Origin of the sequence: Salinarimonas sp. (genome assembly GCF_040111675.1) — a bacterium.
In the GTDB taxonomy this organism is placed as follows: domain Bacteria; phylum Pseudomonadota; class Alphaproteobacteria; order Rhizobiales; family Beijerinckiaceae; genus Salinarimonas.
The window spans coordinates 3,685,245-3,710,714 of the sequence record NZ_CP157794.1; the positions used below are offsets into that span (position 1 = coordinate 3,685,245).

Here is a 25,470-nt window from a genome sequence, read left to right on the forward strand (position 1 = left end):
GCCACCCCTCACCCGCTCTCCCGACCCTGCCCCTTCCGCCCGAGGCGCTTCGCGCGCGTGCGCAGCGCCTCGGCCAGCTTGCGGCGCTCGAACACGGCGACGACCACGAGCGAGAAGGCGAAGGGGACGAGGAGGTAGTAGACGCGGAAGAGCACGAGGGCCGCGATCAGCTCGGCGTCCGGGATGTCTGGCATCGCCGTGATGAAGACGAGCTCGAACACGCCGAGCCCGCCCGGCGCGTGCGAGATCAGCGCCGCCGAGAAGGAGGCGAGGAAGACCGCCAGCACGACGAAATAGCCGGGGTTCGCGTCCCAGGGCAGCAGGAAGTAGACGATCGCCGCCGTGAAGAGCAGGTCGAGCGTCGAGGCCGCGAGCTGGCGGGCGGTGACCGCCGGGCGCGGATAGTCGAGCCGGAAGGCGCGGATCCGCAGGGGCGGCAGGCCGAGCAGCGAGCCGAGGAGATAGAGCGCCACGAGCAGCAGCAGCGCCGATCCGATCCCCTGCGCCACGGGCTCGATCTGCAGCCCCGCCGGCAGGAGATCGGCGAGCCGCGCGAGGACGTAGGGCTCGAAGACGAGGACGAGCCCCGTCAGCACGACGACGCCCAGCACGAAGGTGAACGAGCAGATCCCGACCAGCACCGCGATCTGGCTCGGGGAGAGCCCCTGCGAGGTGTAGGCGCGGTAGCGCACCATGGCGCCCGAGAGCACGGACGCGCCGATATTGTGCGAGAGCGCGTAGGTGGTGAAGGACGCCAGCGTGATGAAGGTCCAGGAGATGTGCTTCACGCCCAGGTGCAGGAGCGCGATCCGGTCGTACCAGGCGAGCATGCCGTAGCCCGCGACCGTGGAGAGCGCCGCCAGCACGAGCTGCCAGGGCCCGATTCGCGCCATCGACTCCAGCACGTCCTCGGCCGAGATGGCGCGCAGCTCCCGGGCGAGCAGCCAGAACGAGAAGGCGACCGCCAGGAGGCCGACGACCGGCCAGATGTAGTCGAGCGCTTTCTTCATCGGGGCGGCGGGTCGCTCGGGCGTCTCGCGGTGAACGGTCTCGACCCGACCTAGAGGAAGTCCGCCGCCGGGCAAAGCGAAACCGGGCGCGGCCGGTCAGAGCCCTTCCGATTCGAGCCAGGCGACGAGCTTGCGGCCGAGCGCCTCGGCGCCGACGTCGAGCATGGGGAAGTGGCCGGCCTGATCGAGGGTCTCGTGCCGGGCGGCGTGGTAGAACGCGGTGCGCAGGGTGCAGGAGCGCCAGACGAGCCGGTCCTGCGCCGCGCCGAGAACGAGGGTCGGCAGCCGCGTGAGGAAGGCGGAGAGGACCGGGCCCGGCATGTGCGCCTGCGAGAGGGCGCGGGGCGCCTCCGGCGTCATCAGCGCGGCGTAGCGCCGCACGCGCGCCGCCGGCAGCCCCTCCGAGAACAAGAGGTGCCGGGCCCCGGCGGTCATCGCCGAGGCCTCCGGGGCGGTCGCGCCGACGAAGGCGTCGAGCCACACGACGGGCTCGGTGAGCGCCGCGCGGGCGTTGACGAGCGCGAGCCCCTCGGGCGGGAGCGAGCAGACGAGGGCGAGCCCGCGCATCCGCGACCGCCCGACGAGCCGTTGCGCCAGGAGCCCGCCCAGCGAATGGCCGACCACGACCGGCGCCTGGGGCAGGAGGTCGAAGGCGAATCGCGCGTCGGCGAGATAGTCGTCCAGCGTGATCTCGCGCAGGCGCTCGCGCCCCTCGGACCCGCCGTGCCCGCGCAGCGACACGGCGAGCGAGGCGCGCCCGCGCCGGGCGAGATAGGGCCCCAGGTGCTCGGCCCACATCCAGGCGCCGCCGAAGGCGCCGTGCAGAAGCAGCAGCGGCGCGCCGACGCGCGGGCCGTCGGGCACGGTCTCCACGATCTCCAGCGCCGGCCCGTCGGCGCGCGGGGCGACGCGGGTCGAGACCCTGTAGCCGCCCTGCGGCCCGCTGCGACCCGGTGTCTGCGTCTGGCTCGGCATCTCGTCTCGGCTCCCGAAGGACGGCTGGCGCGCGGTTCGCGCCGCGCCGCACCATGCATACGGCCGCGCTGCGGCGAAGTCATGTCCGGGCTCTCGCCACCCGCCCGCCTGCGGATCTCCCCCGATGTATGGATTGCGGGTCTCGTCGGCATCGGCTAAAGCCGAGGTCGTTTGCGTGGAAGGATGACCAGGACGATGGCGACCATGGTGCAGAGCGAGCGTCACCCCAACGAAGGCTACAGCCCCGAGATGGACGGGCAGACCCACGAGAAGACCTACGACGGCTTCATCGTCTTCACGGCGATCTCCTCCGCGGTCGTGCTGTGCTGGGTCATGGCGCTCGCGCTCGGCGGGATCAAGGACGCCTGGCTGTCGGGCATTCTCGGCGTCGTCGCGTCGATGATCGCGGGCGGCGTCGGGGCGATTTTCCCGAGCGTCGGCTGGCGCGCGCCGGGCGCCGTCTTCGTCCTGATGGTTCTCGTCTTCATCCTGTCCTGAACGGGCCGCGCGGGCGCGTCGCGACGGCCGTGACCGGGCCGGTCCGCGCGCGCCCTCACCAACGAGATTGGGGGAGAGGGGCATGCGCATCGCCGTCCTCACGGAAACGGACGCCAACGAAGCCCGCGTCGCGGCGACGCCGGACACGGTGAAGAAGCTCGTGGGGCTCGGCGCGACGGTCGTCGTCCAGTCCGGCGCGGGCGCCGGCTCCGGCGTCACCGACGCGGATTACGAGGCCGCCGGCGCGACGATCGCGCCGGACGCCCCCGGCGCCGCCGGCGACGCCGACGTGGTGCTGCTCGTGCGCCGCCCCGAGGGCGAGCGCCTCGCCGCCATCAAGGAGGGCGCCGTCGTCGTCGCGACGATGGACCCCTACGGCAACGAGGCCGCCCTCCAGGCCATGGCCGAGCGCAAGCTCTCCGCCTTCGCCATGGAGCTGATGCCCCGCATCACCCGCGCGCAGGTGATGGACGTGCTCTCCTCCCAGGCGAACCTCGCCGGCTACCGCGCGGTGATCGACGCCTCCGCCGAGTACGGCCGCGCCTTCCCGATGATGATGACCGCGGCCGGCACCGTGCCGGCGGCGCGCGTCTTCGTGATGGGCGCGGGCGTCGCGGGCCTCCAGGCCATCGCCACGGCCCGCCGCCTCGGCGCGGTCGTCACCGCGACCGACGTGCGCCCGGCCGCCAAGGAGCAGGTCGAATCGCTCGGGGCGAAGTTCATCGCGGTGGAGGACGAGGAGTTCAAGCAGGCCGAGACGTCCGGCGGCTACGCCAAGGAGATGTCGGCGGGGTACAAGGCCAAGCAGGCCGAGCTCGTCGCCTCGCACATCGCCAAGCAGGACATCGTCATCACCACGGCGCTGATCCCGGGCCGGCCCGCGCCGACCCTCGTCACGGCGGCGATGGTCGAATCGATGAAGCCGGGCTCCGTCGTCGTCGATCTCGCGGTGGAGCGCGGCGGCAATTGCGAGCTCGCCAAGCCCGGCGAGGTCGTCGACCACGACGGCGTGAAGATCGTGGGGCACCTCAACGTCCCGGGCCGCCTCGCGGCCACCGCGTCGAGCCTCTACGCCAAGAACCTCCTCGCCTTCGTCGAGACGACGATGGTGGACAAGGAGAAGAAGGCGCTCGCCGTGAACTGGGACGACGAGCTCGTCAAGGCCACGCTGCTGACGAAGGACGGCGCCGTCGTCCATCCGAACTTCCAGCCGAAGGCCGCCTGACGGCGCGCGCACGACAACGAACGGGGAAGGCTGATGGCTACTCTCACACCCGAGCAGGCTCTCGAGCGCGCGCAGGCCGCGGCCGAGGCCGCCCGCGAGGCCGCCGAGGCGGCGCAGTCCTACGCGGACATGATCGCCTCCGACGCGGTGGCGACGGGCGTCGCCGCCGCGACCGGCGGGGCGGTGGACCCCACCGTGTTCCGCTTCGCGATCTTCGTGCTGGCCATCTTCGTCGGCTACTACGTCGTCTGGTCGGTGACGCCGGCGCTGCATACGCCGCTGATGTCGGTGACGAACGCGATCTCCTCGGTGATCGTGGTGGGCGCGCTCCTCGCGGTGGGCGTCCAGGTGGCGGACGTCGCGACCTCCGGCGCGGCCTGGGGGGCGACGGTGCTCGGCTTCATCGCCCTCGTGCTCGCCTCGGTGAACATCTTCGGCGGCTTCCTCGTCACGGCGCGGATGCTCGCCATGTACAAGAAGAAGGGCTGAGGCGATGGGCGACAATCTCGCGAACCTGCTCTACCTCGTCTCGGGCGTGCTCTTCATCCTGGCGCTGCGGGGGCTCTCGCACCCGACGACGTCGCGCCAGGGCAACATGTACGGCATGGTCGGCATGGCCATCGCCGTGGTCACGACGCTGGTCTACGCCCCGCCGGCGATCGGCGGCTGGCTGCTCGTCATCGTCGGCATCGCCATCGGCGGCGGCATCGGCGCGCTGATCGCGCGGCGCGTGCCGATGACGGCGATGCCGCAGCTCGTCGCGGGCTTCCACTCGCTCGTCGGCCTCGCGGCGGTGCTCGTCGCCGCCGCGGCGCTCTTCGCGCCGCAGGCCTTCGCCATCGGCGCGCCCGGCGCCATCAAGGCCGCGAGCCTGTTCGAGATGGCGCTCGGCGCCGCCATCGGCGCGATCACCTTCACCGGCTCGATCATCGCCTTCCTCAAGCTCGACGGGCGCATGTCCGGCAAGCCGATCATGCTGCCCTCGCGGCACGTGATCAACATCGCGCTCGGCGCCGGCGCCGTGATCCTGATCGGGCTCTTCATGGGCACCGAATCGGCGCTGGCCTTCTGGCTGCTGGTCGCGATCGCGCTGGCGCTCGGCGTGCTGCTGATCATCCCGATCGGCGGCGCGGACATGCCGGTCGTCGTCTCGATGCTCAACTCCTATTCGGGCTGGGCGGCCGCGGGCATCGGCTTCACGCTGGGCAACCTCGCGCTGATCATCACCGGCGCGCTCGTCGGCTCGTCCGGCGCGATCCTGTCCTACATCATGTGCAAGGGCATGAACCGGTCCTTCATCTCCGTCATCCTCGGCGGCTTCGGCGGCGAGACCGCCGGCGGCGCCGCGGGCGAGGCGGAGACGCGGCCGGTGAAGCAGGGCTCGGCCGAGGACGCGGCCTTCATCATGAAGAACGCCTCCAAGGTCATCATCGTGCCGGGCTACGGCATGGCGGTGGCCCAGGCGCAGCACACGCTGCGCGAGATGGCGGACCTCCTGAAGGCCGAGGGCGTCGAGGTGAAGTACGCGATCCACCCGGTCGCGGGCCGCATGCCGGGCCACATGAACGTGCTGCTCGCCGAGGCGCAGGTGCCCTACGACGAGGTCTTCGAGCTCGAGGACATCAACGGCGAGTTCGCGCAGGCGGACGTCGCCTTCGTCATCGGCGCCAACGACGTCACCAACCCCTCGGCGAAGACCGACAAGACCTCGCCGATCTACGGCATGCCGATCCTCGACGTGGAGAAGGCGGGCACGGTTCTGTTCCTCAAGCGCGGCATGGGCTCGGGCTATGCCGGCGTCGAGAACGAGCTGTTCTTCCGCGACAACACGATGATGCTCTTCGGCGACGCCAAGAAGATGGTCGACGAGATCGTCAAGTCGATGTGACCCGGGGCGGGCGGGGGCGGAGAGCGGATCATGCTCCAGCGGCTCGTGCGCGCCCTCGTCCTCGCCGGCGGCGTCTACGTCGCCTTCGTGGGCGTGCTCTACGTGACGCAGCGCGGGCTGCAATACCCCGCGCCGCAAGGCGTCGCCACCGCCGCCGAGGCGGGGCTCGCCGGCTTCACGGACGTCACCCTCGAGACGGAGGATGGCGAGCGGCTCACCGCCTATTTCCGCGCGCCGGAGCCCGGCCGGGCGCTCGTCGTCTACTTCCACGGCAATGCGGGCTCGATCAGCCAGCGGGCGCCCCGCGCGGCGGCGCTGGCCGAGGGCGGGCGCGGCGTGCTCATCACCTCCTATCGCGGCTATTCCGGCTCGACCGGCTCCCCGACCGAGGAGGGCCTGATCGCCGACGCCCGCGCGGCCTACGCCTTCGCGCGGGGGCACGCGCCGGCGGAGCGCGTCGTGCTCTACGGCGAATCGCTCGGCACCGGCGTCGCCGTGGCGCTCGCGGCGGAGGCGGAGGTCGGCGCGGCGGTGCTCGACGCGCCCTTCAGCTCGGCGGCCGACGTCGCGCGCGTGCGCTATCCCTTCGTGCCGGTCGGCTTCCTCATGCACGACCAGTTCGATTCCGCCGCCCGCATCCGCGCGGTGGAGGAGCCGGTGCTTCTGATGCACGGGACCGCCGATCCGATCACCCCGTTCGACCAGGGCCGGGCGCTCTACGAGGTGGCCTCCGAGCCCAAGCGCTTCGTCGCCTTCGACGGCGAGGGCCACACCCGCCTCCTCGAGAACGGCGGCCTCGCCGAGGTGCAGGCGCTGATCGACGCGGTCGAGGAAGGCCGGGCGGCGGAGCACCTGACGAGCGACGGGCGATGAGCGCATCCCGGTTCTTTGCGTGCGAGCTGCGCCGCGCAGAGGTTCTCACCTCTCCCTCGGGACTCGTCGATTCACCAATCGTCCCCCGCCGTTCGCGGATGGGAAGAGGGGCCGTCGGGATGGGGTCGACGAGCGCGCCGAACCTTCTCCTTCCCTGTAGGGGAAGGTGGCTCGGCGAAGCCGAGACGGATGGGGCGCGCGGCACGCGCGTTCGGCGAAGCCGAAATGGACGGTCGAGACTGACGCTACCGGGAGCTTCCGCTTCGCGGAACGCGTCGCTTCCGCGCCGCGCCCCATCCGTCACGCCGCTTCGCGGCGCGACACCTTCCCCTACAGGGAAGGAAGAACGCCGCATCGCTCACGCTCGTTCGGATTCGGAGAGGTGTGCATCGACTGCCCGCAACGGGGAGGAGAACGCCCGCGCGCCTGCCGTCGAGGCGGCGCCATGACCCTCGCCATCCGCACCGCGGGCCCCGCCGACCGCGAGACCTGCATCGGGCTCATCGACGCGCTCAACGCCTACGAGGCGACCCTCGTCGACGACCGGTTGACGACGCGCGCCGCCGCGGAGGCGGCCTATGCGGCGGCGGTGGATCGGGTGGTGCGCACCAAGGGCCGCATCCTCCTCGCGGAGGAGGACGGGATCGTCGTCGGCCTCCTCGTCTTCGTCTTCGACGAGGAGCATCCCTATGTTCGCGAAGACGTGCGCCGCTACGGCCAGATCGCCGACCTGATCGTCGTCGAGGAGGCCCGCGGGCGCGGCGTCGGGCGGGCGCTGATCGCGGCGGCGGAGGATTGCGTCCGGGAGGCGGGGCTCAAGCGCCTCGCGGTGGGAGCGCTGTCGGCGAATGCGGGCGCGCGGGCGGCCTATCGCCAGGCGGGGTTCGGCGACTACCTGCAGATCCTGGTGAAGGAGGTCGGGTGAAGATCCGACATCAGCGCATGAACCCCGTCATCCCGGACGGCGAAGCCGATCCGGGACCATGACCGCCGACGCCGATGTCGCGACCTTCAGGTCGCATCGCGAGCTCCGTGCGAAAGCGGCCGCGAAAGTCGCCGCATCGAGGGTGGAGGGACGCGGCGTATACGCCGCTCGGGACACGACGGCGGTTCTGGGTCCCGGGTCGCCGTTCGGCGCCCGGGATGACGCCCATGCGTCACCGTCGAAACATCCGAGCCTCAGCCCCACTCCACCCACCGCCCGTGGAAATCGGCGCGGCCGAGGGCGCGCGTCCCGCCGCCGGGCCAGGTCGTGAGCGTCAGCGCGGCGCTGCCCGTGCGGTCGTCGGCTTCCATCGAGACGCGGGCGAGCGGGACCTCGGGCGTGGCGCGGGCGCCGGCGGCGGCGAGGGCGGCCTCGATCCGCGCCTTGGTCGCGTCGGGGAGATATTGCCAGACGATGGTGTGGGCCAGCACGGTGACGCGGCCCGCCACGGGACGCCGGGCCAGCGCCGCCTCGACCCAGTCGGCCGCATCCGCCTTCTCGACGCGCCAGGGCGCGATCGCCGCCGCCTCGAGCGCGGCGGCGGTGGTGGCGAGCCGGTCCTGCTGGTCGGCCCAGACATAGGCGAGGAGCCGCGCGCGATCCTCCGCGCGGCCGGGGTCGAGGGGGTTGCGGTCGCAGCCGGCGCGATGGGCGACGACGAGCGGGGTCTGCGGATCGGGCGGCGCACCGCGCCAGTCGCAGCGGATCGTCACCGCGACGTCCGGGGCGCCCGGCCGCTCGGCGACGCCCAGCGCGTAGGCGAAGCGGTCGAGGGAGAGATTGAGGCCCGCGCTCGCCCCGATCTCGAGGAGGTCGATCGGCAGCCCCGTCTCGGTGGAGAGGATCGCCAGCGCGCCCAGCAGCGCGCCCGAACGCTTCGGCTCGTTGGTCTGCGGCGGGGAGGAGAGCCAGTCCGTCAGGCGCGCGTCGTGATCGGCGAGCGCGGCCTCGATCGCCGCCCAAAGCGTCTCGACGTCGGCCTCGACCGGCGGATAGGCCGCGCGCAGGCCGGGCGCGTCGCCGGAGCGGGCGAGCGCGTGCAGCGCGCCGCAGGCCCGCAGCGCAAGCGCGTCGTCCCCGGCGCGATCCGTCGGCCAGCCGGCGATGCGGCGGGCGAAGGCGCTCTCCGTCGGCGCGAGACGCGCGGCGAGAAGCGCGCAGAGCGCGGCGGTGAAGGGCGAGCCGAGCCCCCGGCAGGACTCGGCCTGCCGATGGAAGGCGGCGTGGATCGGCTCGGGAAGCGCGGTCACGCGCGCACGCGCCCGGCGCCTTCGCGGGCGATGGCGTTGGACGAATCGATCGACAGGGCGCGGCGGTAGCTCTCGCGCGCCTCGTCCAGCTGCCCGGAGCGCTCCAGCGCCACGCCGCGCCAGGCCCAGGCGTCGGCGTTCTGGGAATTGACGTTGAGCGAGGCGTTCAGGTCCTCGATCGCCTTCTCGTAATCGCCGAGCGCGACGAGGCTCTGGCCGCGGCCGTGATAGGGCGCGGCGACGTAGGGGTTGCGGTCGATCGCGGCGTCGAAGTCGAGCACCGCCTCGCGATGCTGGCCGAGCCGCTGGTAGACCAGGCCGCGGGCGTGATGCGCCTCGGCCGATTCCGGGTTCACCCGCAGCGCCTCGTCCAAGTCCGCGAGGGCGGCGGTGGTGTTGCCGCGGGCACGCAGCAGATTGGCGCGGCCGATCCGGGCCGGCGCGTAGTTCGGATTCGCGGCCAGCGCCCGGGTGAAATCGGACAGCGCCTCGTCGTCGCGGCCGGTCTGGCGCAGGGCGAGCGCGCGGTTGGTGTAGGCCGGCGCGTTCTGCGGATCGAGCTCGATGGCGCGGCCGAAATCCGCGAGCGCCTCGCGGAAGTCGCCGGCGCGCGCATAGGCGGCGCCGCGGGTGTTGTAGGCGTTCGGGTCGTCCGGATTGTTGCGGATCACCTCGGTGAGGGAGGCGATGTTGGTTCCCGTCACCGCGCTGTCCTGGCGCTCGAGCACCGCGACCTGCTGGGCCGGGCCGCGGCTCGCGACGGTCTCGCATCCGGCGAGGGCGAGGCCGGCGAGGAGAAGCACGCCGAGGCGGGCGCCGCGCGGGTCGACGGAGATCGTCCGGCTGGACGTCGCGATCGAGTTCATGCCTCTCATCCTCGTTCTCTCCCCCCGCGCGGTCGCGCGAAAAACAAATCAGCGCCCCGCCGGTGGCCGTGGGGCGCCGATCTCGTGACGGCCGAATTCGGCGATTTCAGGCCCGCGGCGGCGCGAGCCCGAGATCGGCGTTCGTCTCAGCGGCTCTCGCTCAGCGCGCCTTGCCCTTCGAGGGCAGCAGGCCCTCGCGCTGCATCCGCTTGCGGATGAGCTTGCGGGCGCGGCGGACGGCCTCGGCCTTCTCGCGCGCCTTCTTCTCGGAGGGCTTCTCGTAATGGCCGCGCAGCTTCATCTCGCGGAAGATGCCCTCGCGCTGCATCTTCTTCTTGAGGGCGCGGAGAGCCTGATCGACGTTGTTGTCACGAACGAGAACCTGCACGCGTCGTGTTCCTTCAGCTGAGGTGTGCTCTGGCGAATCGGGGTACGGTTACCTGTACGGCGAACGCCAGCGTCGCGCGGCGGCGCGGCTCGACCGTGATTTCGTGCGCATAGCAGAAACGGTTTTGCCTGTCGAGAGCGCTCGCGCGGCGCGATCGGGGGCGGCTCCACGGCCGCGAGCCGCCCCGGCGCCCGGCGTCAGCGCGCGCCCGCCATGTGCTTCGCCATCAGCCCGAGCGTCCACCAGACGGAGCGCACCGAGCCCTCCTGCCAGCCGGTCCAGTAGCTGACGTAGTCGCCGGCGAGATAGACGCGCTCCATGCGGTCGATCGGCCGGATCAGCCGGGCGTAGGCGTCGGGGCGCGAGCCCGGCATGTCGTAGGTCCCGATGCCCATCTGGTAGGGCTGGTTCTGCCAGGCGATGGAAAGGCCGTTCTGCGAATAGACGTTCTCGGTGAAGCCCGGGTGCAGGGCCTCGCCGCCCATCAGCGCCTGGCTCGTGCGCTCCTCCTGGGAGAGCCCGGCCCAGACGGTGGCGTTCTTCTGGTCCTCGGGAATGTCGGAGGGCGGGAAGGGCGTCTCGTAGTCCGTCGCCGCCGTGTAGACGAAGCCCTCGGCGTCCACCGCGTTGACGTCGTGGATGTAGCCGCCGGTGAGCATCCCGGTCGGGCCGTTGTAGCCCTCGCTCGGGTACCAGATCTGCTCGATCAGATGCGTGGTCCAGCTGATGCCGCCGAAGATCTGGACGTCCTGGGCCTCCCAGAAGCGGGTGCGGCCCTGCCAGCCGTACTTGCCGCCGTTCATGTAGAGCACCGATTTCAGCGCCGCGACCGCGTCGTCCTCGACCACGCCCTCGATCGCCATGGCCGCGGTGATCGCCGGCTGGGCGGTGCAGATCACGTAGTCGAAGGGCTCGGTCGTGATCGGGCCGTCGGGCGTGTCGACGCTCAGGACGACGCGCCCGTCGGGGTCGTAGCTCATGCCGGTGACCTCGTTCGACAGGCGCACCAGGTCGCGCAGCGGCGCGCCGTCGATCGTCTGGGCGAGGAAGGCCTGCCAGATCATGTCCATGCCGCCCACCGGCTGGAGCAGCGAGGTCTGCCACTCGTAGGCGTCCTGGTTGAGCATGCCGGGCCACAGGCCCTCGGCCTGGAGCAGGTCCTCCATGGCGATGGGCGGGCGCAATTCGCCGCTGTTCGTGCCCGCGCCCGGATTGACGACGTAGCCCGCGCGGTCGGTGACGGTGAAGGCGCCCGAGGCGTCGAGATCGCCGTATTCGGCGAGGAAGCGGCGGAACAGCTCCAAGCTCCGCGCCGACGCGTTCGGGTCGGCGATCGGCAGCGCCTGCTCGGAGAGCGCGGCGAGCATCTCGCCGAGATAGCCCTGCATGTTGTACTGGAACTGGCGGATCTGGATCGGCGCGCCGCCGTTGAAGCCCTCCGCCTGCATGCGGTTCGCCTCGGAGACGAAGATGTAGGGCTCCATCTCCACGCCGAGGAGCCGGCAGTAATGCAGGATCCCGGTATGGTGCGTCGGGATGCGCCCGGGCCCGAGATTGAGCCAGAGCGGGAAGTAGCCGTTGCCTTGGCGCACGACCTGGATATCGACCGGCTGCGGCCCGACGCCCGCGCCCTTCACCTCGCCCGGCACGGTGTCGACATAGGACGCCTCGGTGACGAAGGGGTTGGTGTCCAGGAACCAGGACTTGTAGCCCTCGTCGGAGGGCCGCACCGTGAGGCTGCGCCCGCCATAGCGGTCGTCGCCCTCGTAGATGGTGACGTCGTAGCCCGCCCTGGCGAGCTCGTAGGCCGCGGTGAGCCCGGCGACGCCGGCCCCGACGATGCCCACCCGCCGGCCGTCGCCGGGCGGCAGGGTCGGCAGCTCCTGCGCCACCGCGCGCGGGATGCGGAAGAGGCCGCTCGAGACGAGCGGATGATAGGCGGCCGCCAGAAGGCCGGCGCCGCCGAGGCCTTGCAGGAAGCGACGCCGGGACAGGCTCCATTCGCGCATGACGTGGTCCCCCTCGTATCGGGGGCGCGCATGGTCCGCCGTCGTGATTCGCCCCCCGGCTCGCAGTATGCCGACGCAATCCGAGGGCGCAACGAAGACGCGCGCAGGTTTTGCGCGCGTCCTTTCCGATTGGTGACTTCCGCCGGCGGTCAGGCCGCCGCGGTCTCCACCACGGTCTCGCCGCCGGCGCGATCGATCGTGGCGAACTGGGCGCGCACCACCTCGGCCCAGTGGGCGAGGTCGTAGGTCGCGACCTCCCTGGCCATGGCCGCCATCGCCGCCGCCGCCTCGTCGGCGGGCGTCGCCAGCGCCGTGTCGAGGGCGTGGTCGAGCGAGCGGTTGGAATAGGGGTTCGTCAGCATGGCCTGCGGCAGCTCGACGGCGCAGCCGGCGAACTCGGACAGGATCAGCACGCCCGGCCGCCCGGCCTTCGAGGCCACGAACTCCTTGGCCACGAGGTTGAGCCCGTCGCGCAGCGGCGCGGTGAGGCACACGTCCGCGATGGCGTAGTACGCGACGAGCTTGTCGAACGGGATCGCCGCGCCGAACAGCACGACGGGCGTCCAGTCGAGCGTCGAGAAGCGCCCGTTGATGCGCCCGACCAGCGCCTCGATGTCGCGCTGGGTCTCCTCGTAGACCGTCATCTGCGCCGCCGCGCGCACCGAGGTCGCGAGCATCTTCACCTGCCCGCGCAGCTCGGGCCGGCGCTCGAGCAGGCGCTCGTAGGCGCACAGGCTCTCGATCATGCCCTTGGTGTAGTCGGTGCGCCCGACCGTCATGATCAGCCGGCGGCCGTCGAGCTCGGCGAGCAGCTGCCGCTGCAGCGCCTCGTTCTCGTCGGTCGCGAGGATCGTGTCGACGAGCGGGGCGTTGCAGCCCACCGGCGCGACGCCGAGCACGACCTCGCGGCCCTCGTGCACGACGTGGGCCGGCACGTCCGGCTCGGAGAGCGCCATGCCGGGGGTCGCGAGCGCCGGGTCGACCGGCACCGCCGGTCCCATCGCCGCGCCGACCAGCGTGCGCGCCACCTCGGCGAAGTTGCGGGCGTAGCGCGGCAGGTGGAAGCCGACGAGGTCGCAGGCGAGCAGGCTCGACACGATCTCCTTGCGCCAAGGCAGGACGTTGAACACGTCCGGGCCGGGGAAGGGCGTGTGGTGGAAGAAGGCGATCTTCACGTCCGGCTTGATCCGCCGCAGGTAGAGCGGGACGAGCCAGAGATTGTAGTCGTGGATCCACACGAGCCCGTCGTCCGCGACCTCCTCGGCCGCGGCCTCGGCGAAGGCGCGGTTCACCTCGCGGAACGTCTCCCAGTCCACGTTGTCGTAGCGGTAGCGATCCGGGAAGGAGTGCAGGATCGGCCACAGCGCCTCCTTGGAGGTGACGTGGTAGAAGCTCTCCACCTGCTCCGCCGTCAGCGGCAGCCGCGAGACGGTGTAGTCGCCGTAGGGGTCCTCCACCGTGACCCGGCGCTCGAAGTCGACGCCGGTCTCGGGATCGTAGGTCTTCCAGGCCACCCAGGCGCCGGCGTCGTCGCCCAGCGTGTTGAAGAAGCTCTTCAGCGTGGGCACGATGCCGTTGGGGCTCTTGTTCGTGCGGTAGTGGATCTTGCCGTCGATCACGACCTCCTCGAGAGGCTGCCTGTGATAGACGATGACGAGGGGCGATCCGCTCATGCGTGTTCTCCCGTCAGCTCGAAATGGCGGATGGCGTCGGCGATGCCCGCCGCGCCGGGATGAGGCGAGTGGTAGACCGTGGGCACGCCGTCCAGGGCCCGCATCAGCGGCTCCTCGGAATTGCCGACCGCCACCGCGTTGAAGCCGGAGGCCAGCATGGCGAGGTCGTTCATCGTGTCGCCGGCGGCGAGCACGGCGGCCGGGTCGAGGCCCAGCGTCTGCACCAGCCGGGCCAGCGTCGTGCCCTTGTTGACGCCCTTGGGCAGGACGTCGAAGAAGCGCCCCGCGGAGACGATGCAGTCGAAGCCGGCGGCCTCGACCTTGGCGGCGCTCTCGGGGCTCAGACGGGCCGGATCGTAGTCGTAGCTGACCCGGTAGCGGAAGGGCGTGTTCTGGATCGCGAGCCCGGGCTCTTCCGCGAGCATGGCCCGCACCCGCGCGCCGGCATCGCCCCAGGCCTGCTTGATCGGGACCTCGAACTCCTCCCACGGCGTCAGCGAGACGCCGTCGAAGATCGAGGTGCCGATGTCGCCGATGACGTAGTGCGGGCGCGGCATGCCCGGGGTCTCGATCAGCTCGGCGATGAAGTCGATGTCGCGCCCGGTGACGAAGATCAGCATCGCGTCCTCGCGCGCCGCGAGGCTGGCGTAGAGGTCCGCGCGCTGCTCGTCCGAGCCGCCGAGGAAGGTGCCGTCGAGATCGGTGGCGAGGACGAGGGAAGGCGAGGGATTGACGGGGGCGTTCATGCGGAGAGGCGCTCCTCTTCTTCTTCGATCCGGGCGGGATGGGGCGTCGTCCAGTCGTGCTCGGCGCCCACCGCCTCGGGGTGGAGGTCGGCGAGCATGAGCGCCTTCATCGAGGCCGAGACCGGCGCGCCGTCGAGGATCGCGAGCACGGTCTCGCAGACCGGCATCGGCACGCGGAGCTTTCGGGCGAGCGCGACGACGGAGGCCGCGTTCTCCGCCCCCTCGACCACGGGGCCGTCGGCGCGGCGCACCGCCTCCTCGCCGGCGCCGAGCGCCTGGCCGTAGCTGAAGTTGCGCGACTGCGTCGAGGAGCAGGTGAGCATCAGGTCGCCCGCGCCGGCGAGGCCGGCCATGGTCTCGAGCCGCGCGCCGATGGCGAGGCCGAGGGCGGTGATCTCGGCGAGGCCGCGGGTGATGACCATCGCCCGGGCGTTGGAGCCGAGGCCGAGCCCCGCGGCGATGCCGCAGGCGATGGCGATGACGTTCTTCGCCGCGCCGCCGATCTCGACGCCGCGCACGTCGTCCGACAGGTAGGGCCGGAAGGATTCGCTCGCGAGCGAGACCGCGACGCGCGCGGCGAGATGCCCGTCGTGGAAGCCGTCCTCGGCGGCGGCGACGGTGACGCCGGTCGCCATGTCGGCGGCGACCTCGGCCGCGAAGGTGGGGCCGGAGAGCACCGCCATCTCGCGGTTCGGCATCACCTGGGCGACCACCTCGCCCATCAGGAGGCCGGTCTCGCGCTCGATGCCCTTGGAGCAGATCACCACCGGCGCGTCCGGCGCGAGCGCCGGCTCGGCCTGGCGCGCAACCGCCCGCAGATGCTGCGAGGGCGAGACCAGGATGGCGAGGTCGGCGCCGGCGAGCGCCTCCTCCATGTCGTTGGTGACGAGGACGTCGTCGGGGATGTCCGCGGAGGGCAGGAACGGATTGCGCCGGGTCGCGCGTACGGCGTCGACCACGTGCTCCTCGCGCGCCCACAGCCTGACGCGCCGTCCGGCGCGCCAGGCGGTGAGCGCCAGCGCCGTGCCCCAGGAACCGCCGCCGATCACGGCGATGGTGTCGAATACGTTCGGTCTCGTGTCCGCGCAGGATGTCGCGGGCGCTCGGCTCGCCGTCAAATGGCACCTCCGGATTTCGGACGCGCGCCTCCGGCCCGAGGCGCCTCGTAGAAGAGGCGCGCCGGTGGCGACGCGTTCGGCCTGATGATGGCGGACTAGTTAGAGCATTGCGTCGCGAAAGGCAAATCCGCCTGTCCATGACGGATGATTGACGCGTCAGCGTGGCCGTTTCTGATCTCTCGAAATTGCTTGCGTCTTCTTGGATTCGCCATGAAACGTCGAAGAATTACGCTCGCTCAGAACATGGGGTGCGCAAATCACGATACGGATGCTGAAATGTGTGGCAGCGCAGCAATTTCCGTCGGATCGCCGGTATATTCCTAGCCGCAACCCCGGCCCGCGGCGGGCCTCGCGAATCGCGCGGAGGGGCGTGCGGAGGGGGCGGGCGTGGGCGTGGGCCGTCGCCATGAGCGTGGGCGCAGGACTATGCGCCTGGGCGGATCGGCCGCCGCGCCGCATTGGCGTCGCGCCGCAAACTCCGCTATGAGCGGATCATGACCCCGATCACGCAAACGCCCGACCTCGCAGCCGCCTGCGCCCGTCTCGCCGCGCATCCGTTCGTCACCGTCGACACGGAATTCATGCGCGAGACCACCTACTATCCGAAGCTCTGCCTGATCCAGATGGCGAGCCCGGAGGAGGCCGTGCTCGTCGATCCGCTGGCGCCGGGCCTCGACCTTCAGCCCTTCCTCGACCTGATGGCGAATACCGACGTCGTGAAGGTCTTCCACTCGGCGAGGCAGGACCTCGAGATCGTCTGGATCCTCGGCCGGCTGATCCCCGCGCCTCTGTTCGACACGCAGGTGGCGGCGATGGTGTGCGGCTACGGCGACTCGGTGTCCTACGAGCAGCTCGCCAACGATCTCGCCAAGGCGCGCATCGACAAGTCCTCGCGCTTCACCGACTGGTCGCGACGGCCCCTGTCGGAGGCGCAGCTCGCTTACGCGCTCTCGGACGTGACGCATCTCATCCCGGTCTACGAGGCGCTGGAGGACAAGCTCGCCGAGACCGGGCGGCGCTCCTGGCTCGAGGAGGAGATGGCGATCCTCACATCGCCCGAGACCTACGCCTCCGACCCCGAGAGCGCCTATCGCCGCCTCGCGGGGCGGGTGCGCAAGGCGCGCGAGATGGGGGTGCTGATCGAGGTCGCCGCCTGGCGCGAGCGCGAGGCGCAGACGCGCGACGTGCCGCGCCAGCGGGTGATGAAGGACGACGCCGTCGTCGAGCTCGCGATCTCCCAGCCGCGCGACGCCACGGCGATGGGCCGCCTGCGGGCGCTGCCGAACGGCTTCGAGCGCTCCCGTCAGGCCGAAGGCGTGCTCGCCGCCGTGAAGCACGGCCTCGACCGCGACCCCTCCACCATCGTCATGCCCGAGCGCCGGGGCGGCCGCGGGCAGACGGGCTCGACCGTCGATTTGCTCAAGGTGCTGCTCAAGGCCGTGTGCGAGGAGGAGGGCGTCGCGCCCAAGATCGTCGCCACCGTCGACGACCTCGAGGCCATCGCCGAGAGCGACGACGCCGACGTCCCGGCGCTGCACGGCTGGCGGCGCGAGCTGTTCGGCGAGAAGGCGCTCGCGCTCAAGGCGGGCCGGCTGATGCTCGGCCTGAGGGACGGGCGGGTGGTGATGGAAGGCTGACGCGGAAGAGGGCGAGGGGCGCCCCGCCGGCGCACGGCTCGCCGTCGGCGCCGGCGAGGAGAAACGGCCCCTGGAGCGGTTCCCGACCTGATGCGATCAGGTCGGAACAGCTCTAGAGTCACGTTTGGAGCATGATCTCCTCCACCAACCGGATTCCACTTGGTGGGATCATGCTCTCTTATGACCGTGGTCAAGGGTGGTAGTCGAGCGGCTCGGGCCCGCGCCTTTGCGCAGGGTGAGATTGCCGGTCGGCAGCGAGGTGACGGGACGGTCCTGAAGACGACGGTCGATCAAGCTCTTATCCGCGGGTTGGTTACCGCACTTCCGTAATCCGTCTCGGGCCATCCCTGTCTAGCGTCGGGCGTCGAGCTGGTGCTCGGCCACATAGAGCATACGGGAGTTCCCCACCGTAGCCGTCCCGTCGCCTCGCTGCCGCGATTGTCGTCAGCGGTCACGATCTCGGTGGGGCTCGAGACATCGATGTCGTCGGCCGAGCGAGCGGTGTCATCATCATCGTCGACCTCCGTCACGCGGCCTGGCGCGGCTCGACCTCGCGGCCGATCGCCCAGAGGAAGGCGGCCATCTCGCGGGCGATCGCCGCGGTCACGACGGGCGCCTTCTTGCCGCCCGTCGTCATCCGGCGGTAGCGCTTGCTCAGGCGGACCTGCGCCTTCCAGGCGATGTCGCGCACGGCCTTGGGCAGGTTCTCCAGACGCCTTCGGATCGTCTCGGTGACGCGCGCCGGGTGGCGATAGCTCCAGGCGCCCTCGACCAGGACACGCCTGGCCCGACGATTGCCGGCGAGCGTGAGCGCGCCGCGCTTCACGCTCTCGCCCGTCGAGCGCTCGGAGGGCACCAGCCCGAGGAAGGCCATGAGCTGGCGCGGGTCGTCGAAGCGGCGCACGTCCCCGACCTCGACGGCGAAGGTGGCGGCGACGAGGAGCGAGACGCCGCGCATCGCCTGGTAGGCGGCGACCAGCGGCGCCATCGACCAGGACGGCACCAGCTCCTCGATATGGGCATCGAAGCGCTCGAGCCGCTCACCGGCATCGCGCTCGGCGTCGACGTGATCCTGGAAGACGATCTGCTGGGCGGAATGCTCGAACTTCTGGGCGGCGAGCCAGCGCCTGTGGGCGGCGCTCCAGCGCTTCCGGCCCGTGAAGATCCGGCCGTGGCGCAGCAGGAAGGATTGCAGCTGCTGGCGCTTCTTGCGCAGGTCCTCGCTCGCCGCTTCGCGGGCGCGGACCAGATCGCGCATCGCCTCGTGCACGTCGTCGGGCACCCAGATGCCCGTCAACTCGCCGGCGCGCAGCAGACGCGCCAAGGTGACCGCATCGCGCCGGTTCGTCTTCACCCGCTCGCCGGGACGCTTGGGGATCAGCGAGGGCGCCACGACCTCGCAGACGTGCCCCATCGCGGTGATCTGCCGGTGCAGCCCGTAGCCGGTCGGGCCGGCCTCGTAGCAGACGTGCAGGCGCCCGTATTTCTTCTCAAGCTTGCGCACCAGGCGCTCGACCGCCGCCGGCGTCGCCTCGATCTCGCCGAGGTAGCGCACCTCGCCGGTCCGGCCGCCTTCGGCCACGGCGACCGCGTGCTTCTCCTTCGCGACGTCGACACCGACGAAGACGGTGCTATCCTCTCCCATGGTCCGCCCTCCTTTGCTTGGGGCTCGGCTCGGCGATCCCGAGCAACCCCCGTTAAGCTCAAGCTCGCAAAGGCTAAGGGCGGGCCGCCCCTCGCACCACGGTCATAACGTCTAGGAGGCTGTCCAGCTAATTCGTTCTGCGACGCGAGTGCGTTTCGTTCGCGGGACGCGTTCGCCCCGTCTCATCCGGCCGGCCTCGGTCGGTTGTGAGCGGCGACGAGCTTCGCGATGTTGTGAGCGGTGCAGACGAGCGCCCATTCGGCCCTGACGGCGCCGAGGCCGCGCAAGAGGAGCTGGCGCATCCCGCGATCCTGCTTGATCTGCCCGAAGACGGGCTCGACGACCTGCTTGCGCAGCCTGTAGCGGCTGCGCCGCCCGGCGCGGGCGAGCGTCTCGGCCATGGCCCGGGTCAGGGGTGATTTCGAGAGGCGCCGCTCGGTCGCCGGGACCCCGGTGGCGTGCTTGGCGCGGCCGACGGCGACGTAGGCGCGGATGCGGCGCGCCTTCAGGGCGCCGAGGTTCGCCTCCGAGCAGAAGCCGGCGTCCGCCGAGATCTCGCGGGGCTTGGCTCCGAGATTGCGGCGCACGGCGTCCACCAGGGGGACGAGGGCGTCGACGTCGCCCGGATTGCTCTGGAGGCGGTGGGCGACGATCACCTGGTGGGCGGCGTCGACGGCGATCTGGGCGTTGTAGCCCTGGATGAAGCCGTCGCGGGTCGGCTGGATGCGGCTGTCGGGGTCGGTGAAGTTGCGCTGCGCCTTGTCCGGCGGGCCGCCGTCGGGCGCGCGCTTGGGCCGCCCGCGATCCTGCATGCCGCTGGAGGGACCGGGGCCGTCCTCGTCCTCGCCGCCCGCCGGCGCCGCCGCCTCGGCCTCCAGCGCGGCCTTGGCCGCCCGGATCCGCTCCAGCCGGCGCAGCTTGTCCGCCGCCCAGTCCGGCATCTCGTCCCCGCGCCGCTCGCCGTGCGCGGCATCCTCCTCGCGGTCCGCCGTCTCGGCCCGGTCGAGCCAGCCCGCCACCGCATCGGCCAGCGCCGGCTCCGCGCTCTTCATGCGGCCATAGCTCATCGCCTTGTGCCGCGAGGCGTTCGCCTTGATCTTCGTGCCGTCCAGAGCGACGTGCCCGAGCTGCACCAGTCCCGCCGCCCGGCACAGGCGCAGCACCTGCTCGAACAGGCGCCCCAGCGCCTTGAGATGGCGCTTGCGGAAGTCCGCGATCGTGCGGAAGTCCGGCCGCTGCAGGCCCGTCACCGCCATGAAGTCGACCCGCTCCTCGCAGGCTCGCGCCAGCTGGCGCGAGGAGTAGACCCCGCGGCTGTAGCCGTACAGCAGAAGCGCCACCATCATCGCCGGATGATACGGCGGATAGCCTCGCAGCTCGATGTAGGCGCTCAGGATATCCCGCAGATCCAGCCCCTCACGCACCGTCTCGCGCACGAAGTGCGCCGCGTGCCCAGGCGGGACGAAGTCGTGAATGGACGGCGGCAGAAGCCAGCTCTGCTCGACATCCCAGGGGCGAAACGTCTTGCTCGTGCTCATGAAACAAGAGAATCACGACCGGATTCCCACGTCCAGAAAATTACTCGGACAGCCTCCTAGCCCTCGCGCTCTCCCCGCACTATGGTCCGCGCCATTCGAGGACCCGGGACCGACGGACATCAGATGGCCGAGAAGACGACCCCCCATTTCGCCAACGACGCGGGCGTGCCGATCATCCATATCGGCGCGAAGGAATTCATGTGCATCGGGGCGAAGCCGCCCTTCGACCACCCCCACGAATTCCTCGACATGGGGGCGGAGGACGAGATCATCTGCCCCTATTGCTCGACGCTGTTCCGCTACCGCGCGGACCTGACGACCGAGCAGTCCGACCCGCCGGAATGCCTCTGGACCGGCGGCGCGCTCGACATCGCCTCGGCGCATACCGGCCCCTCGCGCTGAGATGACGCCCCCGTCGGTCGCCGTCGTCGGCGCCGGCATCGGCGGGCTGACCGCGGCCCTCGCGCTCTCGCGCGCGGGGCTGCCGGTGACGCTCGTCGAGCGGCGCACGGGTTTCTCGGAGGTCGGCGCGGGGCTGCAGCTCTCGCCGAACGCGAGCCGCATCCTCATCGATCTCGGGCTCGGGCCCGCCCTGGCCAAGCGCGCGACCGAACCGGGGCGCGTGATCGTGCGCGCCGTCGGCTCGGGGCGGACGATCGCCGAGATCGCGCTCGGCGCGCACATGCGCGAGCGCCACGGCGCGCCCTACCTCGTGATCCACCGCGCCGACCTGCAGACGATCCTGCTCGACGCCGTGCGCGCGCGCCCCGGCGTGCGGCTCGTGATGGGCCGCGCGGTCGGCGCGCTCGAGCCGGACGAGACCGGCGTGACCCTGCGCCTCGCCCGCGAGAGCGGCGCGCGCGAGAGCCTGCGCGCGGACCTCGCGGTGGGCGCCGACGGCGTCTGGTCGAAGGCGCGGCGCGCCGTCGAGGGGCCGCGCGGCGCGATCCCGCCGGACTACCAGGGCTACGTCGCCTGGCGCGCCACCATCCCGCGCGCCGCCGCGCCGAAGGCGCTCGCCGGCGACGAGACCGGGCTGTGGCTCGGCCGGCGGGCGCACGTGGTGCATTACCCGATCGCGGGGGGACGCGAGATCAACATCGTCGCCGTGCTGCGCCGCGAGGAACCCGTCGAGGGCTGGGCGACGCCGGGCGATGCGGGCGAGCTCGCCGCCGCCTTCGGCAAGGCGGCCCCTCCCCTCGCCGCGCTGCTCGGCCAGGCCGAGCGCTGGCTGCTCTGGTCTCTGTTCGACCGGCCCGCGGAGCGGATGGCGCGCGGGCGCGTGGCGCTGCTCGGCGACGCCGCGCATCCGGTGCTGCCCTTCCTCGCCCAGGGCGCGGCCCTCGCCGTCGAGGACGCCGCCTGCCTCGCGCAGAGGCTGTCGCATGCCTGCGAGACGGGCGGCGACCTCCCCGGCGCGCTCGCCGCCTACGCCGCGGAGCGGCTGCCGCGGGCGAGGCGCGTGCAGAAGACGGCGCGCGCCAACGGCCGGATCTATCATGCGGGCGGCGTCGTGGCGCTCGGTCGAGACCTGACGATGAAGCGGCTCGGCGCGCGCGGGCTGGCCGAGCGCTACTCTTGGCTCTACGGCTGGCGCGACAATTGAGCGTGGCAAGCTTCTTGCGACGGGGAGGCCGTATCCTGCGGCGGTCCGGTCCATGCTCATTGCCCATCTCAGCGATCTCCACGCGGCGCCGCCGGGCGGCGCCACGCGCGCCGGCTTCGACGCCGATGCTGCGCTGCACAAGGCTTTCCGGGCGCTGCATGCCCTCGATCCGCGGCCGGATCTGATCGTCGTCAGCGGCGATGTCGCCGAGGACGGCGAGGCGCAGGCCTACGCCCGAGTCGCGGAGCGGCTGCGCGCGCTCAAGCGCCCTGTGGTTGCGGTTCCTGGAAACCACGACGACGATGCGGAATTCGCCAGCTTTCTCCAGGCCTTGAACGGACAATCGCGCCTCCCGGCGCCACCCTTGTGCAGCGTGCGCGACTTCGCGGCCCTGCGCGTGATCGGCCTCGCCTCGCAGCAGCGGCTCACCAGCGCCGGCGCCCTCTCCGACGCGACCCTCGCCTGGCTCGACGCGACGCTGACCGACGCGCCCGGCCGCCCGACGCTGATCGTGGTCCACCATCCGCCCTTCCGCTGCGGCGTCGGCTTCATGGACCGGATCCGGCTGGTGGAGGGCGCGGCGCAGCTCGAATGCATCGTCGCCGCCCATCCCCAGGTGCTGGCGCTGCTCTGCGGCCACCATCACCGCGCCATGGAGACCCTGTTCGGCGGGCGGCCCTGCTACGTCGCCCCCGCCCTCTCCTACGCGGTCGGCCTCGACCTGCGCCCCGGCGGCGAGGGCGGCTACGCGGCCGAGCCCGCCGCCTTCCGCCTGCTGCACTACGACGGCCGCCGGCTCGTCTCGCACCTCGCCTATGTCGAGAGCGAGGGAGCGATGCGCCCGTTCCGGGACTGGGACGAGCCTGACCTCGCGGAGACGAGCGGGATCGAGCGGGCGTGAGCACGCCGGGCCCCGCAGACGAAGAACCGGCGGAGGGTCTCCCCTCCGCCGGCGCTGATCGCGGTCGACGGGTCTCGAGGCGACGTCGCCCGGTCAGGTCGGGACCTCAGTTGGTCAGGTAGGGCATGGGGTCGACGGGGTCGGCGCCCTTGCGGATCTCGAAGTGAAGCTGGGGCGAGGTGACGTTGCCGGTGCGCCCGGAATGGGCGATCACCTGCCCGCGGCGGACCTCGTCGCCGCGGCCCACCAGGAGCTGCGAATTGTGCGCGTAGGCGGAGACGTAGCCGTCGGCGTGGCGCACGAGGACGAGCTTGCCGTAGCCGCGCAGCTCCTCGCCGGCATAGGCCACCGTGCCGCCCTCGGCGGCGCGCACCGGCGTGCCTTCCGGCAGCGCGATGTTGATGCCCTCGTTGCCGGCCGTGCCGAAGCCGGCGATGACGCGGCCGCGGGCGGGCCAGCGGAAATCGAGATTCGAGGCCGGGTCGGGCAGGCGCGCCACCTGCGTCGGAGCGGATGGCGCGGGCGAAGGCTGCGCCGGCGCGGCCTGCTGGACGGGGGCTTGCTGGACAGCGGCCGGCGGCGGCGCGGCGGGCGTCGCGATCGCCGCCTGGCGCGCGGGCGCGGCGGGCGGAATCGGAGCGGCCGAGGAGATGGAGGCGGTCTGCGTCGGCGCCGCCGACCGTGCGCCCGGCGCACGCGGCGGGATCGGCGCGGCGGCGGACTGGACCGGCAGCGGCGTCGCGCCGGCGGCGGAGGCGGTCTGCGCGCCCACGGCGTTGTAGACCGGGATCACCAGCGCGCGCCCGGGCTGCACCTCGGACGCCGAGGAGAGGCCGTTCACCCGCAAGAGCGCGTCGGCGGGCACGTTGTAGCGCCCCGCGATCGTGTCGAGCGTCTCGCCCTGGCGCACCACGATGGGCGTGCCGCCGAGCGCGCTCCAGCCGGCCGGGCCGGTGGCGCGCGGCGCGCCGGTCGCGGGCTGCGCCGGAAGAGAGGCGTTGGTGGCGCCGGTGACCGTCGGCTCCGGCAGCGGGGCGCTCGCCACCGCCATGGTCGGGGCGGCGCCGCCCGGCGCGGCCGCGGTCATGACGGGCTCCGGCCCGCTCCGGGAGAACGGGTTGCCGAAGGGATCGGCGAACCGCATCGTGTCGGCGCTGCACGCGCCGAGCGCGCCCGCCGCCAGCGCGACGACGGCCACCTTCGTCACAACGGGAAAGCGAGGGAGTGCCTGGGGGAAGCGCATCGACGCACCTGACCTTACGCGAACTAGTGTGTCAGCCGATTAAAAAGGCATTCAGGTTAAGCAAGCGTTGCGCGGCCGGTAGTGACCGGACCCTTCTTGCGAATTCGCGCTCCAGGCATCGGGATAGCGGCAACGTGGCGCCGTCGTTCGAGCGACGGTTCGAAGCCGCGCGGCGCCATGGAGCACACTCGATCTCGCGTCCGTCGGTGGAGCGAACCGCGGGGGGTAAGGGTTCGTCATGACCTTTCATGGTTCCGAGGCCTGCGCTACAAGAGGAAGCCTTCATCGAACAGCAGTCTCGACATGCCGATCCGTCACGCCCTTTGGACAATCTCACCCAAGCCATCGGAAGTGCCGCGCGCGAGCATGGCGTCGGAAGCGGAGCTCGAGCAGATGATCGTCGCTGCTCCGCGCATCCTTTCCGACGAGTGGATGCCGATCGGCCGGCAGGAGCAGACCGGCTTGGGAGGGCGGATAGACCTTCTGTGCATCGCACCCGACGGGGCACTGGTTCTCGTCGAGATCAAGCGTGACCGCACGCCTCGAGAGGTCGTAGCACAGGCGCTCGATTACGCATCCTGGCTGGAACGGCTCACGCCCGATCAGATCGTCGAAATCTTCAGCCGCTTCAAGCCGGGGCTGAGCCTGGCCGCCGAGTTCCAGGCATTCTTCGGAAGACGGCTGGACGAAGACTCGCTCAATGCGACCCATGAGATCATCATCGTCGCTTCGAGCCTCGATGCCAGCACTGAGCGAATCGTAGGCTACCTGAACGAACGCGGCGTTCCTGTGAACGTCCTCTTCTTCGAGGTTTTTGGCCACGGGTCTGAGAAGCTGCTGAGCCGCACGTGGCTGCTCGATCCGCGCGAGGTGCAGCTCACCGCCGCGACGAACATCGAAACCGGCGGCTCCGCGCCATGGAACGGCGAGTTCTATGTCAATTTCGGCGATGCGGAGTCGCGGAACTGGGAAGAGGCCGTTCGCTACGGCTTCGTCTGCGCCGGCGGTCGCGCCTGGTACAGCAATACGCTCTCTTTGCTCTCCGAAGGAGACCGGATCTGGGTCAACATTCCCGGGCATGGCTACGTCGGGGTCGGACGCGTCACGGGCCCGAAGAAAGCGGCGCGTGACCACACGATAGCCGGGAAGCCGGCCCTCGACGTTCTCCAGGAGGCGGAATATCATAGCGACGTCGCCGATGATCCGGACCTCTGCGAATACTTCGTACCCGTGCGCTGGCTGCAAACGGTGCCGAAGGACGAGGCGGTGCGCGAACTCGGCTTCTTCGGCAACCAGAATACAGTCTGCAAGCCGAAGACTCCTGGCTGGCGCAGTACCGTGGACGTCTTGAAGACCCGGTTTCCCCGCTACGACGACGGCTGACCAGCGCCTCGCG

23 protein-coding genes are annotated in these 25,470 nt (G+C 71.4%); 11 read left to right on the forward strand and 12 right to left on the reverse strand.

Going from position 1 to position 25,470, the window contains the following annotated elements; genetic code table 11:
* Positions 1–8 precede the first annotated feature (8 nt).
* Both ABL310_RS17075 and ABL310_RS17080 read right to left on the reverse strand, forming a co-directional pair.
* On the reverse strand, positions 9–1,010 hold the full coding sequence (locus tag ABL310_RS17075) for a lysylphosphatidylglycerol synthase domain-containing protein (protein WP_349368205.1): 1,002 nt from the start codon (positions 1,008–1,010) through the stop codon (positions 9–11).
* Positions 1,011–1,106: 96 nt separating this feature from the next.
* Positions 1,107–1,985: an alpha/beta hydrolase gene (locus tag ABL310_RS17080; RefSeq protein ID WP_349368206.1), complete on the reverse strand. Its 879-nt coding sequence runs from the start codon at positions 1,983–1,985 to the stop codon at positions 1,107–1,109.
* Between the two features lie 195 nt (positions 1,986–2,180).
* On the opposite strand from ABL310_RS17080, the gene ABL310_RS17085 reads away from it, so the two are divergent.
* The 6 genes from ABL310_RS17085 (at position 2,181) to ABL310_RS17110 (ending at position 7,394) form a co-directional block, all read left to right on the forward strand.
* A complete protein-coding gene (locus ABL310_RS17085) occupies positions 2,181–2,483 on the forward strand; it encodes an aa3-type cytochrome c oxidase subunit IV (protein WP_374730338.1) in 303 nt (100 codons plus the stop codon).
* Positions 2,484–2,565: 82 nt separating this feature from the next.
* Positions 2,566–3,708 (forward strand): Re/Si-specific NAD(P)(+) transhydrogenase subunit alpha, encoded by a 1,143-nt coding sequence (locus ABL310_RS17090; RefSeq protein ID WP_349368207.1) that lies wholly within the window; start codon positions 2,566–2,568, stop codon positions 3,706–3,708.
* A gap of 33 nt (positions 3,709–3,741) precedes the next feature.
* Positions 3,742–4,197: a proton-translocating transhydrogenase family protein gene (locus tag ABL310_RS17095; RefSeq protein ID WP_349368208.1), complete on the forward strand. Its 456-nt coding sequence runs from the start codon at positions 3,742–3,744 to the stop codon at positions 4,195–4,197.
* A 4-nt stretch (positions 4,198–4,201) separates the two neighbouring features.
* On the forward strand, positions 4,202–5,596 hold the full coding sequence (locus ABL310_RS17100; protein WP_349368209.1) for an NAD(P)(+) transhydrogenase (Re/Si-specific) subunit beta: 1,395 nt from the start codon (positions 4,202–4,204) through the stop codon (positions 5,594–5,596).
* Positions 5,597–5,626: 30 nt separating this feature from the next.
* A complete protein-coding gene (locus ABL310_RS17105) occupies positions 5,627–6,469 on the forward strand; it encodes an alpha/beta hydrolase (RefSeq protein WP_349368210.1) in 843 nt (280 codons plus the stop codon).
* Between the two features lie 445 nt (positions 6,470–6,914).
* A complete protein-coding gene (locus tag ABL310_RS17110) occupies positions 6,915–7,394 on the forward strand; it encodes a GNAT family N-acetyltransferase (RefSeq protein ID WP_349368211.1) in 480 nt (159 codons plus the stop codon).
* A 254-nt stretch (positions 7,395–7,648) separates the two neighbouring features.
* Here the strand turns inward: ABL310_RS17110 and ABL310_RS17115 are convergent, their stop codons facing one another.
* The 7 genes from ABL310_RS17115 to ABL310_RS17145 form a co-directional block, all read right to left on the reverse strand.
* Complete coding sequence (locus ABL310_RS17115) at positions 7,649–8,704, reverse strand: DUF2332 family protein (protein WP_349368212.1); 1,056 nt, start codon at positions 8,702–8,704, stop codon at positions 7,649–7,651.
* On the reverse strand, positions 8,701–9,570 hold the full coding sequence (locus tag ABL310_RS17120; protein ID WP_349368213.1) for a tetratricopeptide repeat protein: 870 nt from the start codon (positions 9,568–9,570) through the stop codon (positions 8,701–8,703). The genes ABL310_RS17115 and ABL310_RS17120 overlap by 4 nt, the downstream gene beginning before the upstream one ends.
* A 160-nt stretch (positions 9,571–9,730) precedes the next feature.
* Positions 9,731–9,958 (reverse strand): 30S ribosomal protein S21, encoded by a 228-nt coding sequence (gene rpsU / locus ABL310_RS17125; RefSeq protein WP_349368214.1) that lies wholly within the window; start codon positions 9,956–9,958, stop codon positions 9,731–9,733.
* Positions 9,959–10,155: 197 nt separating this feature from the next.
* Positions 10,156–11,967, reverse strand: a complete 1,812-nt coding sequence (locus tag ABL310_RS17130; RefSeq protein ID WP_349368215.1) for an FAD-dependent oxidoreductase — start codon at positions 11,965–11,967, stop codon at positions 10,156–10,158.
* A 149-nt stretch (positions 11,968–12,116) separates the two neighbouring features.
* The gene (gene ggpS / locus ABL310_RS17135) at positions 12,117–13,640 is read right to left on the reverse strand and encodes a glucosylglycerol-phosphate synthase (RefSeq protein ID WP_349368216.1); all 1,524 of its coding nucleotides are present in this window, start codon (positions 13,638–13,640) and stop codon (positions 12,117–12,119) included.
* A complete protein-coding gene (locus ABL310_RS17140) occupies positions 13,637–14,386 on the reverse strand; it encodes an HAD-IIB family hydrolase (RefSeq protein ID WP_349368217.1) in 750 nt (249 codons plus the stop codon). Before ABL310_RS17140 ends, ggpS begins: the two co-directional genes overlap by 4 nt.
* On the reverse strand, positions 14,383–15,435 hold the full coding sequence (locus tag ABL310_RS17145; protein WP_349368218.1) for an NAD(P)H-dependent glycerol-3-phosphate dehydrogenase: 1,053 nt from the start codon (positions 15,433–15,435) through the stop codon (positions 14,383–14,385). Before ABL310_RS17145 ends, ABL310_RS17140 begins: the two co-directional genes overlap by 4 nt.
* A gap of 563 nt (positions 15,436–15,998) precedes the next feature.
* Here ABL310_RS17145 and rnd point away from each other — a divergent pair.
* On the forward strand, positions 15,999–17,141 hold the full coding sequence (gene rnd / locus ABL310_RS17150; protein WP_349368219.1) for a ribonuclease D: 1,143 nt from the start codon (positions 15,999–16,001) through the stop codon (positions 17,139–17,141).
* Positions 17,142–17,667: 526 nt separating this feature from the next.
* On the opposite strand, the gene ABL310_RS17155 is transcribed toward rnd, so the two are convergent.
* Both ABL310_RS17155 and ABL310_RS17160 read right to left on the reverse strand, forming a co-directional pair.
* The gene (locus tag ABL310_RS17155) at positions 17,668–18,786 is read right to left on the reverse strand and encodes an IS110 family transposase (RefSeq protein WP_349368220.1); all 1,119 of its coding nucleotides are present in this window, start codon (positions 18,784–18,786) and stop codon (positions 17,668–17,670) included.
* A 182-nt stretch (positions 18,787–18,968) separates the two neighbouring features.
* Positions 18,969–20,324, reverse strand: coding sequence for an IS1182 family transposase (locus ABL310_RS17160; RefSeq protein ID WP_349368221.1), 1,356 nt, complete (start codon positions 20,322–20,324; stop codon positions 18,969–18,971).
* Positions 20,325–20,447: 123 nt separating this feature from the next.
* Between ABL310_RS17160 and ABL310_RS17165 the strand changes: the two genes are divergently transcribed.
* From ABL310_RS17165 to ABL310_RS17175, 3 genes are read left to right on the forward strand one after another with little or no spacing between them, the layout of a single operon-like run.
* Positions 20,448–20,726: a zinc-finger domain-containing protein gene (locus ABL310_RS17165; protein ID WP_349368222.1), complete on the forward strand. Its 279-nt coding sequence runs from the start codon at positions 20,448–20,450 to the stop codon at positions 20,724–20,726.
* 1 nt (position 20,727) lies between these two features.
* The gene (locus ABL310_RS17170; RefSeq protein WP_349368223.1) at positions 20,728–21,930 is read left to right on the forward strand and encodes an FAD-dependent oxidoreductase; all 1,203 of its coding nucleotides are present in this window, start codon (positions 20,728–20,730) and stop codon (positions 21,928–21,930) included.
* A gap of 52 nt (positions 21,931–21,982) precedes the next feature.
* Positions 21,983–22,831: a phosphodiesterase gene (locus ABL310_RS17175; RefSeq protein WP_349368224.1), complete on the forward strand. Its 849-nt coding sequence runs from the start codon at positions 21,983–21,985 to the stop codon at positions 22,829–22,831.
* A 106-nt stretch (positions 22,832–22,937) separates the two neighbouring features.
* On the opposite strand, the gene ABL310_RS17180 is transcribed toward ABL310_RS17175, so the two are convergent.
* The gene (locus tag ABL310_RS17180; protein WP_349368225.1) at positions 22,938–24,074 is read right to left on the reverse strand and encodes a M23 family metallopeptidase; all 1,137 of its coding nucleotides are present in this window, start codon (positions 24,072–24,074) and stop codon (positions 22,938–22,940) included.
* A 303-nt stretch (positions 24,075–24,377) separates the two neighbouring features.
* Between ABL310_RS17180 and ABL310_RS17185 the strand changes: the two genes are divergently transcribed.
* Entirely contained in the window at positions 24,378–25,457 is a 1,080-nt protein-coding gene (locus ABL310_RS17185) for an endonuclease NucS domain-containing protein (RefSeq protein WP_349368226.1), read from the forward strand.
* The last annotated feature ends 13 nt before the right edge of the window (positions 25,458–25,470 follow it).

Coding starts and splice junctions, on each gene's coding strand:
- ABL310_RS17075 (WP_349368205.1), bottom strand. CDS start 1,010: ATGAAGAAAGCGCTCGACTACATCTGGCCGGTCGTCGGCCTCCTGGCG.
- ABL310_RS17105 (WP_349368210.1), top strand. CDS start 5,627: ATGCTCCAGCGGCTCGTGCGCGCCCTCGTCCTCGCCGGCGGCGTCTAC.
- ABL310_RS17140 (WP_349368217.1), bottom strand. CDS start 14,386: ATGAACGCCCCCGTCAATCCCTCGCCTTCCCTCGTCCTCGCCACCGAT.
- ABL310_RS17170 (WP_349368223.1), top strand. CDS start 20,728: ATGACGCCCCCGTCGGTCGCCGTCGTCGGCGCCGGCATCGGCGGGCTG.
- ABL310_RS17085 (WP_374730338.1), top strand. CDS start 2,181: ATGGCGACCATGGTGCAGAGCGAGCGTCACCCCAACGAAGGCTACAGC.
- ABL310_RS17090 (WP_349368207.1), top strand. CDS start 2,566: ATGCGCATCGCCGTCCTCACGGAAACGGACGCCAACGAAGCCCGCGTC.
- ABL310_RS17120 (WP_349368213.1), bottom strand. CDS start 9,570: ATGAACTCGATCGCGACGTCCAGCCGGACGATCTCCGTCGACCCGCGC.
- ABL310_RS17155 (WP_349368220.1), bottom strand. CDS start 18,786: ATGGGAGAGGATAGCACCGTCTTCGTCGGTGTCGACGTCGCGAAGGAG.
- ABL310_RS17100 (WP_349368209.1), top strand. CDS start 4,202: ATGGGCGACAATCTCGCGAACCTGCTCTACCTCGTCTCGGGCGTGCTC.
- ABL310_RS17185 (WP_349368226.1), top strand. CDS start 24,378: ATGCCGATCCGTCACGCCCTTTGGACAATCTCACCCAAGCCATCGGAA.
- ABL310_RS17160 (WP_349368221.1), bottom strand. CDS start 20,324: ATGAGCACGAGCAAGACGTTTCGCCCCTGGGATGTCGAGCAGAGCTGG.
- ABL310_RS17080 (WP_349368206.1), bottom strand. CDS start 1,985: ATGCCGAGCCAGACGCAGACACCGGGTCGCAGCGGGCCGCAGGGCGGC.
- ABL310_RS17180 (WP_349368225.1), bottom strand. CDS start 24,074: ATGCGCTTCCCCCAGGCACTCCCTCGCTTTCCCGTTGTGACGAAGGTG.
- ABL310_RS17130 (WP_349368215.1), bottom strand. CDS start 11,967: ATGCGCGAATGGAGCCTGTCCCGGCGTCGCTTCCTGCAAGGCCTCGGC.
- rnd (WP_349368219.1), top strand. CDS start 15,999: ATGACCCCGATCACGCAAACGCCCGACCTCGCAGCCGCCTGCGCCCGT.
- ABL310_RS17110 (WP_349368211.1), top strand. CDS start 6,915: ATGACCCTCGCCATCCGCACCGCGGGCCCCGCCGACCGCGAGACCTGC.
- ABL310_RS17095 (WP_349368208.1), top strand. CDS start 3,742: ATGGCTACTCTCACACCCGAGCAGGCTCTCGAGCGCGCGCAGGCCGCG.
- ggpS (WP_349368216.1), bottom strand. CDS start 13,640: ATGAGCGGATCGCCCCTCGTCATCGTCTATCACAGGCAGCCTCTCGAG.
- ABL310_RS17165 (WP_349368222.1), top strand. CDS start 20,448: ATGGCCGAGAAGACGACCCCCCATTTCGCCAACGACGCGGGCGTGCCG.
- ABL310_RS17175 (WP_349368224.1), top strand. CDS start 21,983: ATGCTCATTGCCCATCTCAGCGATCTCCACGCGGCGCCGCCGGGCGGC.